Annotated in this window: 16 protein-coding genes; all 16 read right to left on the reverse strand. The window is 43.0% G+C overall.

Annotated elements, in window-relative coordinates; translation table 11 throughout:
* Positions 1-6 precede the first annotated feature (6 nt).
* The gene (gene fliN, locus AB1S55_RS14530; protein WP_370978902.1) at positions 7-441 is read right to left on the reverse strand and encodes a flagellar motor switch protein FliN; all 435 of its coding nucleotides are present in this window, start codon (positions 439-441) and stop codon (positions 7-9) included.
* A complete protein-coding gene (gene fliM, locus AB1S55_RS14535) occupies positions 434-1,444 on the reverse strand; it encodes a flagellar motor switch protein FliM (RefSeq protein ID WP_370978903.1) in 1,011 nt (336 codons plus the stop codon). The genes fliN and fliM overlap by 8 nt, the downstream gene beginning before the upstream one ends.
* Positions 1,445-1,449: 5 nt before the next feature.
* A complete protein-coding gene (gene fliL / locus AB1S55_RS14540; RefSeq protein WP_370978904.1) occupies positions 1,450-1,977 on the reverse strand; it encodes a flagellar basal body-associated protein FliL in 528 nt (175 codons plus the stop codon).
* Positions 1,978-2,051: 74 nt separating this feature from the next.
* Positions 2,052-3,362 carry a flagellar hook-length control protein FliK gene (locus AB1S55_RS14545; RefSeq protein ID WP_370978905.1) on the reverse strand — a complete coding sequence of 437 codons (1,311 nt, stop codon included), beginning with the start codon at positions 3,360-3,362 and terminating at the stop codon, positions 2,052-2,054.
* Between the two features lie 98 nt (positions 3,363-3,460).
* Positions 3,461-3,796, reverse strand: coding sequence for an Hpt domain-containing protein (locus AB1S55_RS14550; protein WP_370978906.1), 336 nt, complete (start codon positions 3,794-3,796; stop codon positions 3,461-3,463).
* 7 nt (positions 3,797-3,803) lie between these two features.
* On the reverse strand, positions 3,804-5,546 hold the full coding sequence (locus AB1S55_RS14555; RefSeq protein WP_370978907.1) for a SpoIIE family protein phosphatase: 1,743 nt from the start codon (positions 5,544-5,546) through the stop codon (positions 3,804-3,806).
* Between the two features lie 30 nt (positions 5,547-5,576).
* Complete coding sequence (locus tag AB1S55_RS14560; RefSeq protein ID WP_370978908.1) at positions 5,577-5,885, reverse strand: STAS domain-containing protein; 309 nt, start codon at positions 5,883-5,885, stop codon at positions 5,577-5,579.
* Positions 5,886-5,981: 96 nt separating this feature from the next.
* Positions 5,982-7,037, reverse strand: a complete 1,056-nt coding sequence (locus tag AB1S55_RS14565; RefSeq protein ID WP_370978909.1) for a chemotaxis response regulator protein-glutamate methylesterase — start codon at positions 7,035-7,037, stop codon at positions 5,982-5,984.
* Positions 7,038-7,055: 18 nt separating this feature from the next.
* Positions 7,056-7,715, reverse strand: coding sequence for a chemoreceptor glutamine deamidase CheD (cheD, locus tag AB1S55_RS14570; RefSeq protein WP_370978910.1), 660 nt, complete (start codon positions 7,713-7,715; stop codon positions 7,056-7,058).
* The gene (locus AB1S55_RS14575; protein WP_370978911.1) at positions 7,715-8,554 is read right to left on the reverse strand and encodes a protein-glutamate O-methyltransferase CheR; all 840 of its coding nucleotides are present in this window, start codon (positions 8,552-8,554) and stop codon (positions 7,715-7,717) included. The genes cheD and AB1S55_RS14575 overlap by 1 nt, the downstream gene beginning before the upstream one ends.
* A 52-nt stretch (positions 8,555-8,606) precedes the next feature.
* Complete coding sequence (locus AB1S55_RS14580; protein ID WP_370978912.1) at positions 8,607-11,330, reverse strand: methyl-accepting chemotaxis protein; 2,724 nt, start codon at positions 11,328-11,330, stop codon at positions 8,607-8,609.
* On the reverse strand, positions 11,327-11,908 hold the full coding sequence (locus tag AB1S55_RS14585) for a chemotaxis protein CheW (RefSeq protein ID WP_370978913.1): 582 nt from the start codon (positions 11,906-11,908) through the stop codon (positions 11,327-11,329). Before AB1S55_RS14585 ends, AB1S55_RS14580 begins: the two co-directional genes overlap by 4 nt.
* 10 nt (positions 11,909-11,918) lie before the next feature.
* Positions 11,919-14,309, reverse strand: a complete 2,391-nt coding sequence (locus tag AB1S55_RS14590) for a chemotaxis protein CheA (RefSeq protein ID WP_370978914.1) — start codon at positions 14,307-14,309, stop codon at positions 11,919-11,921.
* Positions 14,310-14,327: 18 nt separating this feature from the next.
* Positions 14,328-14,690 carry a response regulator gene (locus tag AB1S55_RS14595; RefSeq protein ID WP_370978915.1) on the reverse strand — a complete coding sequence of 121 codons (363 nt, stop codon included), beginning with the start codon at positions 14,688-14,690 and terminating at the stop codon, positions 14,328-14,330.
* Between the two features lie 27 nt (positions 14,691-14,717).
* Entirely contained in the window at positions 14,718-15,002 is a 285-nt protein-coding gene (locus tag AB1S55_RS14600) for a lipid asymmetry maintenance protein MlaB (protein WP_370978916.1), read from the reverse strand.
* 74 nt (positions 15,003-15,076) lie between these two features.
* A complete protein-coding gene (gene fliJ / locus AB1S55_RS14605; RefSeq protein WP_370978917.1) occupies positions 15,077-15,511 on the reverse strand; it encodes a flagellar export protein FliJ in 435 nt (144 codons plus the stop codon).
* Between the last annotated feature and the right edge of the window lie 5 nt (positions 15,512-15,516).

Genomic DNA, 15,516 nt, shown 5'->3' on the forward strand with positions numbered 1-15,516 from the left:
CACCTCTTAACGCAAACGTTTAATACGTTCCGATGGACTTATCACGTCTGTCATACGGATACCAAATTTTTCATTCACAACAACCACTTCGCCATGGGCAATTAAAGTGCCATTGACAAGCACATCTAAGGGCTCACCAGCTAAGCGATCCAATTCAATAACCGAGCCTTGATTAAGCTGTAATAAATTTCTGATAGTGATATTAGTGCGACCAACTTCCATTGAAATGCTAACGGGAATATCTAAGATCACTTCTAAATCAGGCTGCCCCTCCATTGGAGCTGGTGCTGCTGCCGTATCAAAATCATCTAGCTCTACAGGCTGTGCGGGATCAGGCTCTGCATCATCACTAACACCATCAACCTCCTCCTGCTGTTCCATCGCGGCAGCCCATTCGTCCGCCATATCATTTTGATCTACATTGTCATCATCTTCACTCATGAACTTCTCCAACAGGGCCGTTATCGTTGCTACTAGCAGGCTTTTCTATTTGTTCTAATACTCGTAAAGCTAAGTTTTCATTACTTTGACCAAATTCAGCTTTAAATAAAGGCACCCCATTAGCGGTCACAATATGAAAATCAGGCATAGTAATTGGGATAATGTCACCGTCTCTTAAGTCAACAATGTCTCGCAGTGAGATTTTTTTCTCAACAACATCACACTCAACCGCTACCTCTGCCTCCATTACATCTTCTTGCAAAGCGTTCACCCAGCGATCATCTCGCTCATCAGTGTCACTTTGTAAACCTGCATCGAGTACTTCACGAATAGGTTCGACCATCGAGTAAGGCATGGTGATATGCAATTCTCCACCACCGCCATCAAGCTCAACGTGAAAGGTACTGACAACGACCACTTCACTTGGGCTAACAATATTTGCCATGGATGGATTAACTTCTGAATTAATATATTCAAATTCAATTTCTAAGACGGCTTTCCAAGCTTCTCGCAAGTCAACAAAAACCTGCTCTAGCACCATTTGAACCACACGCAGTTCGGTCGGGGTAAATTCTCGACCTTCAATTTTTGCGTGACGGCCATCACCACCAAAAAAGTTATCAACTAATTTAAATACAAGTTTTGCATCAAGAATAATCAATGCCGTACCACGTAAAGGGCGAAACTTAACCATGTTTAAACTGGTAGGTACGTAAAGTGTGTGGACATATTCACCAAACTTTTGAATCTGAATACCACCGACACTCACATCTGCTGTGCGACGTAATAAATTAAACATACTAATGCGGGTATAACGTGCAAAACGCTCATTAATCATCTCAAGCGTTGGCATTCGACCACGAACAATACGATCCTGGCTGGTTAAGTCATAGGCCAAGACACCAGAAGGGTCATCGTCACCCTCGGTTTCAATATCACCGTCGTCAACGCCGTGTAAGAGCGCATCGATTTCATCTTGGCTTAATAAATCTTGCACAATCAACTACCTTATTGCATAACAAAATTAGTAAATAAAACTTGCTCTATACCAGGCTTTCCGATTTCTTTATCAAGCACTTTTTGCAACTCTTGTAATAACTGCAAGCGTAGAAATTCTTTGCCTTCTGGAGTTTGCACCTCTTCAAAAAGCTGTCCGCCTGCGATTAAATTGATGGTGTGATCGATGGTGGCTCGATGTAATTCAATGGCTGCAATCACATCATCATCCCGAGTCATAACAGTGAGATCTAAACGCAAATAACGACGACGGCCACGAGCGTCAATATTTAGTATGTACTCAGGTTTTAAGGGGTAATAAATAGCAGGGCTAGGCAGTTCATCAACAGGCACTTCAAGCTCTTCCCCCTCTTCAGGGATAGGCTCAGGTTGCATCAGAGTTAGCACTGTAATCGTGCCGCCAACAGAAATACCTATAAGCAATAGGCCCACCAAGGCAAGAAGTAAGATTTTTTTCTTACCACCACCTGATGGATTTTCGTCATTATTTTCTTCTTGCTGTTCTTCTTCATCTGCCATGTCAAAGTTCCGTCGACTAAGAGGAGCTTATAGGCATGGCAGCAAGACTTATGCCACGACGTGTTTACATAAAACTAAACAAAATCATCCACGCCCATATTGAGAGTCGCCTCCACAGTGCTAGCGCTAGTTTCAGAACCAAGTTCCTCTTCTGCCTCTTCAACACCAGAAAGCATGCCTTCTGAGTCTAGCTCATCGGAATCTCTTTGATTTTGGTCTCGTACATCCACATCAACAAGATTGAGCCCCTCCTCTGAGAAGACCTCTCTAAGACGTGCTTGGCCCTGCTCTAACTGCTCTCGAACCAGTGATGACTGAGCATTAAATGTCACAGCCGCTTGATCATGCTGAACCTGGATACGCACTTGCAAAGGTCCCAGTTCAGGAGGATCTAACTGAATCTCTGCAAAACTTAAGTTTTTGGCAGCAAGCTGCATGACTTGCTGGCTAACCGTTTCGCTCCAACGCGCATGACCAAAGCTCATCTGTAATTGAAATCTTGGTACGGTTTCACCATTAAGACCGTCTGCTTTCATAGGCGATGGAATCGGATTAGAGCTCAATACGGGCGAACTTTGCTCAAGCGTAAATCCTGACAGATCTTTATTAGTAGCCAAGCCCGTTTTTTTCATCAACGCACCAAGATCACTTACACCATCAAACATCGGCTTGCTCGGCCCCTTAAGAGCCTCTGTCAGTTTAAAATCGGAACTTAAATTCAAAGCCCCCAGCTCAAGGGCTGAAGCCGGTGAAGTAGCTACATGCGACTGCATTGATGACGAAGCTAATGGCAACACCGCTGTCGTTGAAAACACATCAGGCTTAATTTCAGCCCCCGCCTTAACACTTAACACATTACTCAAACCATCTTTTAACTGAGAGTCTTTTTGAGCCTGTAATACCTGTTGAACGGCTAATATTTGAGCTCCAACCGCTGCAGGACCTTGATTCACTTCTAGAGATAAGTTGTTAATAGCGCCAACGAGTGGTTTTGAGGCATCAGAAGCCGAAAAAATAGGGCTAATAGGAGAAGCTTCTGTAAGAATAACTGGAACATCTTGAGCCTCTAATTGCTGACTGTGCTGGCCTTGTTGCGTTAAAGCAAGGAGGTCAGCATCAGATACCAGCTCGTCGGTAGCATCAAGCAAAGATGTATTAGCTACAAACTGCTCTGCCTCAAATATCTGCGGTGAAACCTCTGCTTGTTTTTGTAGCGCCCCCGCTTCATCTTGAGTATCAGCAAAAACCTCAGCAAACGCAGACCTTAAAGCCCCGCCTGCACTATCTTCGCCTTGCTCAGCTTTTATATTAATTGAGCCTGATACAGGCTCAGAGCCAGAGTTAGTTACGTCACTTGCTGTTTGGGAAAAAGGCAGTAACTGCATACACGCTTCTCTTTATCAATCTTTAAACTCAAAAGAAACATAGCAAGCAATAAGCCAAGTAAATAACTGGCTTTAATGACAATAGAATCAACAGGAAATTAGAGATAATCGCGTAATTGCTCTGATACTGCGGCAAATTGTTGCTTGGCAGAGGCAAGGTCTTGCTTCAAACCAGTGGCATCACTATGCCGCCCCTTGTCTTCAATAAGAGCACATATATCTGCGAGACTGTTAGCTCCAATATTACGACAACTGCCTTTAATTCCATGAGCTTCTGCCCGAATCTCTTCAAATTCACCGCGCAATACGGCGGAGCTTAAACGCATAAATCGAGCTTGGCAGTCATCGATAAAAACGTTTATCAACTCATCAAACTTATCTGCCAGCAAACCCTGCAAGCTCTCCAGCATCACCTTATCGATTAACTCACCCATCTACGGCTCACTGATCTTGTTCGTGCCAGCTAAAAGCTATTTCAATGTCGTTGCCGGGCGAACGCAAAATAACTTCATCACAGACACTATTCATAAGAGATAGACCGCGACCAAAATAATTATGCTTCGATCCATCTGCCTCGGGTTCAGCCTTTTCGTAAATCTGGTCTTCAAGCACACCAAATCCCTGGCCACTATCGATGACACGTAAACGCAAGGTTCCACAGCGCCCATGCTCATCAGAAGACTCTCGATGTTTTATCAAAAACTGAATTCGACCTTCAGCTAATTCGGCCAAACCTTTTCTGCGCACATCATAATATTCAACAAAACCTTGAGGTGTCGCTTTTAGAGAAGACTTTAAACGCAAAATACCGTGCTCTAGAGCATTAGAATAAAGCTCAGCCACTACGGTATATAATAAGGTCCTATGTGGAGTTAAGCCTGTCACCTCATTTAATAAGCCCGTGACAAGTGGCAATGGGTCAAACTGGCGTAACGTGTTGGCATCTAAGTTTAGCTCCATACCCCAGTCGGCTAATTTTTCTGTGCTCATACCCTCAAATTGCTGATGTTTATTCTCATAAACCACATCGGCAATAGGGATTTCTACTAAAGAGATATCATCATCTTTTTCAGATTCACCAACATGGGATTGCACTTCATCCAAAACTCGAGTGAATAAATCATCATCATTTTTATGATTTTCAAAAAAGCTATGCAGGCGATCTTCACCAAACATTTCACCTTTAGAATTTCGAGCTTCAAAAATACCATCAGACCAAAGAAAGATTTTATCACCTAGCTCGATAGGCACCCTTTCTGTTTGCGCTCTAAATTCTTTACTTGAGAGTACTCCCAAAGGCAGGTTTTTTGATGCCAGCTCTTCAAAGGCATCAGTTTCTTTACGATATAAGAAGCTAGCGGGTAAACCGCCGTTCCAATAACGAATACGGCGATGATGAAGGTTAATATCGATACAAGTAGCACAGCAGAAGAAACCAACGGGCAAAATCTCATGCAGCTTTTGATTTATCTCAGCCATAATATCTGAGACCGAAAAACCTTTGCGCACCATGCCGTAAAACGTGGTCGCCAATGGCATTGAGCCTATTGCCGCAGGTAAGCCATGACCTGTGAAATCACCCAAAAGCACAATAAGACTACCTGCAGGGCTTACATCAGCAACAATCACATCGCCATTAAAAACGGCTAATGGGCTCATATAAAAGCGCAAATAGTTATCATCCAAGCAGCCTGTATGAGCGATTTGATCAAACACTTGCTTAGCGACCGTTTGCTCTTGAATTAAGTGCTGGTTGTTTAACTCAATCTGCTCTTTTTGACGACTTAGAGTTTGATGCATTTCACGCACGCGCGCGAATGCTTTAATTTTGCTTTGTAAGACGACAGAATTATAAGGCTTAGGGATAAAATCATTGCCACCAGCCTCGATACACTCAACAAGACTTTCATTATCGGTCAATGATGTTAAGAAGAGGATAGGGACAAGGTCGTCTTCGTAGCGGGCACGAAGTATCTGAGCAGCTTCTAGCCCCCCCATTACAGGCATCATCACATCAAGCAGTACAATATCTGGCCTGTGTTCTTCAAAAGCGTCTAGGGCTTGTTGCCCATCGGCCACAGGGATTGCCGTATGACCTGCCTGGCTAACAATACCATCCAGTATCAAACGGTCCGCGTTTGAATCTTCGGCAATTAAAATACGTAATGGAGAAGATGCATCCATCTTATATTCGCCCAGCTTGGTAGAGCACTGCTACTGAATATCAAACAGTTGAGTAAAGCTGGAAATGGCAAAAATCTTTTTCACTTCAGGTGAGCAGTTTTTAATTTTGATGTTAGCCTGATCACCACCTGCAAAATCACGTAATACGAGTAGCATTCCCAAGGCCGAGCTATCGAGGTGGACAGTATCTTGTAAATCTACTTGATACTCACCGACAGAACCGGCATCCAAGTCCTCATAGCTACGTCGAAAATCATCCAGCGAGCTCGCATCAAAGCGTCCGTCGATTGAAATCGTCAAAATAGATCCGTCCGACGAAACATTTGAGTGGATTGACATAAAGAAGTTCTCCTGAAACTTACAATCTAGCTACGACATTCCTATAGCCATAATGATAGACCAATTCGCATCCCACAGCACCAGACGAATTAACAATTATTGCGTTCTACCACAATCTGCGAGCACAACTGCTGCAATTTTATGCAAGTCTAATACTTTAGAGGCACCATCAATGGCCACAGCAGCACCGGGCATCCCCCAGACAACACTAGACGATTCATCTTGAGCCACCGTTAATGCGCCCGCTTTACGCATTCGCAATAATGCTTCTGCACCGTCAGCACCCATGCCTGTTAGCAAGACACCACTACAGTTTGAGCCAGCAATAGTTGAGACAGAATCAAATAAAACCTCCACCGATGGTCTGTGCCTATTTACAGGGTCACTCTGATCTAAATGACAATAATACTGGCCTCCTCGTTTTTTAATCGTTAAATGTGAGTGGCCAGGAGCAATATATACACCGCCAACTTCGATCAACTGATCATGCTCAGCCTCATAAACGTTTGGTGCTGCTTGGGAGTCAACCCGTTTAGCAAAGGAGGCGCTAAAACTCTCCGGAATATGCTGCGCTATAACGGTTGGGGGGCAGTTTTCAGGGAAACCACAAATTAGCTCTTTAATAGCCTCTGTGCCACCAGTGGAAGCCCCAATAGCGCAGAGATAACCACTACGAGAGGGCTTGATAGCCGGCACGGCAGGCTTAGGAACATCTTTGCCCTCGTCTTGTAAACGCTGCCGGATATTCGCCTTTGCAGCGGCCTTAACCTTTGAACAAATAGTATCAGAGTATGCAGCCAAGGCATCGGCACCTTGTTGCTTAGGTTTAGGTACAAAATCGACAGCCCCCAGCTCTAGCGCTTCCAATGTCGCTGGCGCGCCCTCCTGGGTTAAGGTAGATATCATGACGACAGGCATTGGTCGCAGTCGCATTAAGTTTTTAAGGAAGGTAATGCCATTCATCTTTGGCATTTCAATGTCAAGAGTTAATACATCGGGGCTCAGCTGCTTTATAAGTTCTCGCGCTTCATATGGATCACTTGCAGAACCACAGACCTCAATAGAGGGATCTGACTTGAAAACCTCTGATAGCAAAGCCCTAATAAGGGCTGAGTCATCAACAATTAATACCTTTACAACAGATGATTTCATTGCAAACCACTCTATTAATTAAAACAACTCAACATTGGAAGGGTTGTCTTGATTTTTATTTTTCATCATCGATTCGATATACGCTTTTTCACGTCGCTCTACCGTGTCATTAGCTCTTACCCTCAGCCGTTTCATCTTTACCGCGCCTGTATCAGGGAAATACAAAACTTTTCTAGGGCAGTCACTGCCTATGTCTTGAGCATGAACATCGAGCCCCTCTTTATCTAAATACTCTAATACGAACCCTACGTTCCTTGCGCCAATATCAATATTGGACATACCGGAAAGAACTCGACCACCACCAAAGATTTTAACCTCAAGTTGGCTACGTGTTCCGCCACGCTTAATAATCTCATTAATTAAAAACTCCATAGCCCAGTTGCCATAACACAGGGCCGAATTAACAAGAGATGGGCGATCAATAGTTCGCCCCCCCCCCTGAACTGGGAGCATAAAATGATTCATACCCCCTATCCCCAAGCGTTTATCCCTTATACACGCGGCAACACATGATCCAAGCACAGTGACTATCATCTCGCCTTTATCACTAACATAACACTCTCCAGGAAGAATCTTAGCTGCAACAAGATCCATGCGTTTATCCCAATAGCGATTAACATGCTCAAAACCTTCGAGGGCTCTAGGCAGGTTTTTTCCAGATCGGCGGCAGGAAGTCATTAATTAAGCTTCCTATAAATTGTTCGACCAAGAGACTCAAAGCGAGTACTAATGTTATGCAGGTTCTCACTGTGACCTATAAATAAATGCCCCGTAGCACTTAACATGCTGGCATAGCGATCAAAAAGCCGCCTTTGTGTTTCAGCATCAAAATAAATTACAACATTACGGCAGAAAATAATGTCAAAGGGACCTTTCATGGGCCATGAATGTAATAGGTTCAACTGCTTAAAGGTAACCAGAGAAGCTATATCTTTTTGGATACAGCAGCGTTTATTGTCTTCACTGTTTTTGATGCACGAGGAGTAAAAAGAAGGCACTTTTTGCACTCTATCGGCGTCGTAATATGCCTGTTTAGCGCGAGCTACCACGTTGCTATCAAGGTCGGTAGCTAAAATTTTCACATCCCATGTTTTTAACTCAGAAAATTGGGAAAGCACCATAGCAATGGAGTAGGCCTCTTCTCCCGTAGAACAACCTGCAGACCAAATTCTGATTCGTTTTTTCGATTTATTTGTTTCTAACAGAGAAGGTATAAGCTTATCTTTTAAGAATTCAAAATGATGCTTCTCTCGAAAAAAAGCAGTCAAATTAGTTGTAATCGCATTAACAAAGTCACCCAACTCTTCCGAATCGGGCCTGCTGATTAGCAAACAATACTCAGAAAAAGTCGGGACATCTAAACACCTTAAACGCCTGGCTAAACGACCATAAATCATATCTTTTTTATGCTCACTCAGCTTAATGCCGCTCAATTTGTAAGCGACCTTCTGGATGTGCACAAAATCCGCATCGGTCATCGGAAATTCGCGATTTGAAAATGCTTCGCGAGGGCTCACAAGCCTCTCCTTATTTTAGGAGTACCACGGTAATGTATATACAAGTACCGTATTAAAAATCTTCCCACTCATCATCTACCACTGCGTTTGATGTAGATTCCGGCATGGTAAGTACATTTGAAACACTTGCAGGCTTGCTGGAAGCAGCTTCGGTATAAGACGGTGCACTCATTGTGGTATGGCTTACAGAACCCTGACTTGACACCGTACTAAAGAAGGAAACAACTTGTGTCATCTCTTTAGCCTGATCAGCCATGGCCTCACCCGCAGCAGTCGCTTCTTCCACAAGAGCCGCATTTTTCTGTGTCATTTCATCCATTTGGCTTACCGCAGCATTAACCTGCTCTATACCTGATGTTTGCTCTCTAGCCGCATCGGCAATTTCACGCATCATGGCGGTTACATTTTCAACTGACTGCACGATTTCAGAAAGTGTTTCACCACTTTGATTTACTAGCTGGGTGCCATCATTAACCTTATTGACGGTATCACGGATCAAGTCCTTAATCTCTTTTGCTGCACCAGCGCTGCGTTGCGCAAGATTGCGTACTTCACCAGCTACGACGGCAAAACCCCGCCCTTGCTCACCCGCCCTGGCGGCCTCAACAGCAGCATTTAAAGCAAGCAGATTAGTCTGGAAAGCAATTTCATCAATAACACTGATAATGTCACTAATCTTCTTACTGGCCTCATTTATATCGCCCATTGCGACAACCGCCCTTTCAACGACCTCTCCACCTTCTCGAGCCTTATCTCGGGCTTCATTCGCTTTTGTATTAGCAGACTCAGCATTGTCTGCACTTTGCTTCACTGTAGAGGTCATCTCCTCCATACTCGAAGCCGTTTGTTCGAGCGAAGAGGCTTGCTCTTCCGTACGCTGACTAAGATCGGTATTCCCTTGTGCAATTTCATTAGCCGCTGTTGAAATAGAGCTGGAACTGATGCGAATCTTACTAATAATATCGGTTAGTTTATCCGCTGTAGCATTGGCATCGTCTTTTAACTGTCCAAATGCACCGCCATACTCTCGTGTCATTCGTTCAGACAAGTCGCCTTTGGCCATCGCGCCCAACATTCTTAAAATATCGTTAAAAGCCACTTCAACGGTGCTGGTTAGGTTATTCAGCCCCTTGCTCAAGTTAAGCGCAAAACCCGTTTTACCTTCTAGTGAAGCTTGCTGCGTAAAGTCACCATTGCTAACGGCATCTACGATGTCATCAATTTCTTTCTCAATGGCAAGCTCTTGGGTTTTATCGGCCCACTCAACAACGGTACCCACTCGCTCGCCATCCTGAAAAACGGGATTAGCTATTACTGTAAACGTACGCCCTCCCACAGAAGCTTTACCTGAGTAGGTGGTTTTTAAATCCTTGAGTAATGAGCGTTGATGACGAGGGTCTTTATGGAAATCATCAATGTTTGTACCAATCAATTTAGAGCTATCAAAATTAGGGAGCTCTTTACGAATATCTCCCTCCGCATTCTTCATCATAGCGAGTACAGATTCATTGGTGTAAATAATGTCGCAGTCAACATTTGCAATCATTACATTGGCGCTAACATTGTCTAAAGCCTGGCGAACACGGGCGTTTTCTGCCGCTGTTCGCTGCTCCTGCTCTATCTTCGCTAACTCATCTGTTTTATCGATCCACTCGACAATAGTGCCAATACGTTCTCCTTGAGTATCATGCCAAGGGGTTGCCGTTAAATTAAATGTTAACTCGTTGACCTTCACATCTGCTTTATAGGCCTCAGTTAATCGAGTTAGCATAGAGCGTTGATGCTTCGGATTAACATGAAACTGATCTACATTTGCACCAATAAGCTTATCAACGTTAAAGCTAGGTAAGGTCTTTCTAATTTCTTGCTCTCGAGATCGAAGCATCTTCTCCACTTCGTCATTCATATAGACAATATTAAGATCATTATCCGCAAGCATCACATTGGCTTGACATAGCTGCAGGGCGTTTGAAATATCCGCCGTTTTGCGATTCTGTTCCGCTTGCAATTTTTGCTCGGTAATATCCGAGGCAAATTTAATGACTTTAAATGGTTTACCTAGGGTATCTAATACTGGGTTATAAGAGGCTTGAATCCAAACGTCTTTGCCTCCTTTGCCTATGCGCTGATACTCACCTGAATCATGTTCACCTCTGTTCAACTTACTCCAAAACTCTTTGTAATCATTGCTAGAGGCCTCATTTTCTAAGACAAACATACTATGGTGCCGACCTTTGATCTCATCAAGGCTATAACCAAGTGTTAGTAAGAAGTTATCATTCGCTGTCAAGATATTGCCATCCATGTCGAACTCAATAACTGCTTGGGAGCGTGAAATTGCGTCAATCTTTGCATTATTTTCTAAAGATATTTTTTTAGTTTTTGTTATGTCAGATGCAAACTTTATGACTTTATAAACTTCTCCATGTTCATCTTTCAAAGGATTATAAGATGCATCAATCCAAATCTCCTTGCCTCCACAACCAACTCGCATAAACTCTTGTGCAATATATTCTCCGCGATTTAAACGAGACCAGAACTCTCGATATTCACTTGACTGCGCCTCATTACCTGGCATAAACATTGAATGATGCTTACCAATAATATCATCTCTTTGGTAACCAACCGCTGATAGAAAATTTTCATTAGCATCAACAATCGTTCCATCCGGCGTAAATTCAATAATTGCTTGAACACGTCCAACAGCTTTATATTTATCCCGAAGCTCTTGGCAATCTGAACCACCAGATGAAGAAAAAAGATCCATAATTTTCATTGCTCCACTCCTTTGCTGGTCTTATCACATATACCCTCAATTTGTTTCTGAAGAGTTTGCATATTGGGAACATCCTCTAGATTCAAGAGCCGATCTATATCTAATAAAATAACCATCTTTTCATCAACATTAACCAAACCTTTGATTACATCGGTATTAATTGAAGCACCTAAATCAGGAGCCTCTCTCATATCGCTATCAGCAAGGGCATAGACATCAGACACAGCATCAACAACTATACCCATCACACGCGCCCCCTGTTCACTTTCCACTTTAAGAACAATAACAACAGTGATGGGAGTGTATTCAATAGCCTTCATACCAAAGCACTGCCTAAGATCAATAATAGGGACAATCGTACCGCGCAAATTAATGACGCCTTTAATGTGAGGCGGCGCATTTGGTAACGGCGTAGCCGTTTCCCAACCTCTAATTTCTTGTACAGCAAGAATATCAACACCATATTCTTCACCCGCCATAATAAAAGTCAGATATTGGTTATCAGAGCTTGCATTTAGATCTGTTGCATCTGTAGATTTAACTGCGCCGGATTCCATTGATAGTTGTTTTACTTCCATAATAAGTCCTCTAGCTAGCTATCCGCTGACTGGCTGTAACTCCCGTTCTTTGATTCTCCAGAATCAAGCCCAAAGTCTGAGTTTTAACCCCTAAGTTTTCGGCGGCTAGGTTGATAATGCTTTGAATATCTAAAATAAGAGCGACTGTACCATCCCCTAGAATTGTGGCTCCCGATACGCCTTCAACCTTCTGATAGTTTTGCTCTAAGCTTTTAATAACAACTTGCTGCTGACCCAAAAGTTCATCAACTAAAATACCAAATTTATCACCGTCATTCTCCACGACAACCAGCAAGGATTCGTCAATAGACCCAGAATCGGACTGAACAGAAAACGCCTTATGTAGCTCAATGATTGGCACATAATCATCACGCAGTTTAAACACACTGCAACCACTGCCAAGCTGGCGAACTTTCTCTTCTTCACACTGTAAAGACTCAACAATAGAGACAAGGGGAAATATAAAGGTGTTGCTACCAACGCGGACTAATTGACCATCAAGAATCGCAAGGGTTAAAGGCAGTTTCACCGTGATCTTTGATCCTTGATTGAGCTTAGACTCAATTTCCACTACACCATTTAAGGCCTGAATATTACGTTTAACAACATCCATACCTACACCGCGACCACTGACATCGCTTACTGTTTTAGCTGTTGAAAAACCAGGGTGAAAGATCAAATCGTAAACTTGATCGTCACTCATTAACCGACTCTCCTTGTCTGAAACAAGGTCATTTTCTATCGCTTTAATTATTATTTTCTCTCTATCAAGGCCTCTACCATCATCCTTAATTTCGATAACGACATTACCACTTTGATGAAACGCATTAAGCTCGATATGCCCTGTGGGGTCTTTTCCATTTGCACTGCGCTCGCTAGGGGTTTCAATTCCGTGATCCACAGCATTTCTAACCAAATGGACTAGCGGATCGCCTATTTTTTCCATCACCGTTTTATCCAATTCGGTGTTTTCACCCGTAAGTACAAGCTCAACTGACTTACCAAGGTTTTGACCTAGATCTCGAACCATTCTAGGGAAGCGACTAAATACAAAACTAATAGGAAGCATGCGTATTTTCATGACGCTTTCTTGTAGCTCCCGTGTATTTTGTTCAAGCTGACTGAGCCCCTCCATTAATTTCGGAACTCGATCTAATTCGTATTGCGTTCCTAACTGCCCCAACATACTCTGAGTAATAACAAGTTCACCCACCATATTGATGAGGTTATCCACTTTATCAATACCTACTCGAATAGAAGAGGTATCACTACTGCTCTTCTTACTACTAGGTTTCGGCTTAGGCATTATTTTTGTTTGCTCTTTAGCCGATGAGCTGGATGCACTGATGGCATTCTCATCCTTGTTTCCCTGCTCAACAAGGCTTATTCCAAGCTCACAATCATCAGAGACCCATTCAAACACCTCGTGAATGTCGTCTTCATTTGCTTTAGATCCCAGTAATTTAATAGCCCAGCTTAAATAGCAGCTCTCGGCATCCATGCTAATTAACTCAGGCAAGGAAGAAGCATCAACATCAACTTCTACCAAACCTAGTTCAGCCAAGTTTTCAAATAACTTTAGAACATCATTACCTGTTCTTAGCAAACCTAAAGAGGGCTTGAAGTTAATCAACCAATCTTGAGATGGGTTCTGTTCACTTGATATTGGCACATCTGGTAGTAAAGAAGCTCCTTGCTGGGATAAAGTTAAATCACACTCATCTTCGACCCACTCAAAAACTTCTTTAATATCTTCTTCTGAGCAGTCACTAACTAGAGTAATAAGCCAAGAAAGATAAGACCTTTCCGAGTCCAACTCGCTTAAACTAAGTAAGTTGTCTGAATTACATACACAACTTATATGACCGAGTTCAGAAAGTGCGGATATATTCCTTAAAGGGTCGTTACCAGATCGAAAAATATCAGAATAAGGAGAGAAAGTTATATGCCATTCTCGAGTTTTAGATGGTTCAGGCTTATTAGATTTAGGCTCTTCAGTATTATCATGAACCTCACTTTCAAGAAGCGATTTAAACTGCTTTGTTAGCTCAATAGCTTGCTGAGTATCACTATCATCACCTACTTTTAACAAGCCCAGCATGTCACGCATGCAATCAACAGACTGTAATAATAGATTGATGTTTTCTACCGTCAGGGATCGCTTGGAGGAACGAACTTGATCGAGTAAGGTTTCAAGAATATGCGTAAAAGCAGATATAGATGTAAAACCAAAAGTAGCACTACCACCTTTAATACTATGAGCACAACGAAATATAGCATTAATGGTTTCATCATCAATGGCATCGACATCAAGCTCCATTAATGCCGATTCCATAATATCTAAGCCTTCGATACTCTCCTCAAAAAACACCTGATGAAATTGTTCGAGATCGATAGACATCCCGGCCTCCTTAGCTCATTAAAGCACCTTGCCAATTGTGGCCAATAGCTGCTCGGGATTAAACGGTTTTACGATCCAGCCTGTAGCACCAGCTGCACGCCCTTCATTCTTTTTGTCACTGCTGGACTCTGTTGTCAGCATTAAAATGGGCGTGAATTTATAAGAAGGCAAAGCCCTAAGGTGTTTGATAAGTGCAATACCATCCATATTCGGCATATTAATATCAGATATCACCAGATCTATCCCGCTTGTACCTTCTGCAAGTTTTAACGCTTCAGCGCCATCACTAGCTTCAATGACATCATGCCCAGCCCCCTTAAGCGTAAAACTCACCATTTGTCGCATTGATGCAGAATCATCAACCGCAAGAATTTTAGCCATCGTGTTACTCCTTAGATCATCAATACCTTAGTGCAAACCGAGTTCGGAGTGGATTCCCAGTATCTTGGCCGCGCTGATTATTTTTTCAGATGGTTGGTCCCATGAAATACTCATTTGACGCTCTTTACCAAAGCGCACAAGTGCCAACATTAACTGCATGCCCGCTGTATCAGCCCGACCAACATTGCTTGCATGCAAGACAAGTTCATCTGCTTCTTTTTTTTCTATCAGCGCTTCTAATTCATCGTGTAGCGCATGAGCTTGTGCAATCGTTAAGCTTTCTGGAAGGGTGAATTCGAGCTTATCGGGCATGCGTTCCTCTCGCTTGTGTTTATCTCACTGCCCTAAGTGTAGACAGCACATGTGGTTTTGCTAAGAAATAGGCATCAATTACGGCGGTAACGCAGCATGACTTGCTCATCGATTAGTTTCTGATCTTGCTTCTGCCTCAAAGAATGCTGCTCCTGCTGATGGCGAAGACGATAGTCATCAATTGCTTGGTTGCGATGATGTTCTTTTTGCCAGTGTTCCTTAGCTCTTTGGCATTGCGCTTGTGCCTGCTCTAAAACCCGCTCTTGGGAGCTACATGCATCTTGTAAATGCGCAAGAAAGGTTCGTGCTTTTTCTAGTTCATCTGGGCGCATGTGGAACTGTGAAAACTGCTTTTCATAATCCGCATAATATTGCTTCAAAGTGGCAAGCTGCTGTGTTTGCTGCTCCAAGATTTCAAGCTGTTGAGTAAACTGCTGAGCGGCTTCATCACACTTTTGTTGAGCGAGTTTAAGGAGAAGCTTGATTCGTTTACTTTTACTATCCGCCACAACTT

The sequence above is a fragment of the Agaribacterium sp. ZY112 genome (assembly GCF_041346925.1).
In the GTDB taxonomy this organism is placed as follows: Bacteria; Pseudomonadota; Gammaproteobacteria; order Pseudomonadales; family Cellvibrionaceae; genus Agaribacterium.

Coding starts and splice junctions, on each gene's coding strand:
- fliN (WP_370978902.1), bottom strand. CDS start 441: ATGAGTGAAGATGATGACAATGTAGATCAAAATGATATGGCGGACGAA.
- fliL (WP_370978904.1), bottom strand. CDS start 1,977: ATGGCAGATGAAGAAGAACAGCAAGAAGAAAATAATGACGAAAATCCA.
- AB1S55_RS14545 (WP_370978905.1), bottom strand. CDS start 3,362: ATGCAGTTACTGCCTTTTTCCCAAACAGCAAGTGACGTAACTAACTCT.
- AB1S55_RS14550 (WP_370978906.1), bottom strand. CDS start 3,796: ATGGGTGAGTTAATCGATAAGGTGATGCTGGAGAGCTTGCAGGGTTTG.
- AB1S55_RS14555 (WP_370978907.1), bottom strand. CDS start 5,546: ATGGATGCATCTTCTCCATTACGTATTTTAATTGCCGAAGATTCAAAC.
- AB1S55_RS14560 (WP_370978908.1), bottom strand. CDS start 5,885: ATGTCAATCCACTCAAATGTTTCGTCGGACGGATCTATTTTGACGATT.
- AB1S55_RS14565 (WP_370978909.1), bottom strand. CDS start 7,037: ATGAAATCATCTGTTGTAAAGGTATTAATTGTTGATGACTCAGCCCTT.
- cheD (WP_370978910.1), bottom strand. CDS start 7,715: ATGACTTCCTGCCGCCGATCTGGAAAAAACCTGCCTAGAGCCCTCGAA.
- AB1S55_RS14580 (WP_370978912.1), bottom strand. CDS start 11,330: ATGAAAATTATGGATCTTTTTTCTTCATCTGGTGGTTCAGATTGCCAA.
- AB1S55_RS14585 (WP_370978913.1), bottom strand. CDS start 11,908: ATGGAAGTAAAACAACTATCAATGGAATCCGGCGCAGTTAAATCTACA.
- AB1S55_RS14590 (WP_370978914.1), bottom strand. CDS start 14,309: ATGTCTATCGATCTCGAACAATTTCATCAGGTGTTTTTTGAGGAGAGT.
- AB1S55_RS14595 (WP_370978915.1), bottom strand. CDS start 14,690: ATGGCTAAAATTCTTGCGGTTGATGATTCTGCATCAATGCGACAAATG.
- AB1S55_RS14600 (WP_370978916.1), bottom strand. CDS start 15,002: ATGCCCGATAAGCTCGAATTCACCCTTCCAGAAAGCTTAACGATTGCA.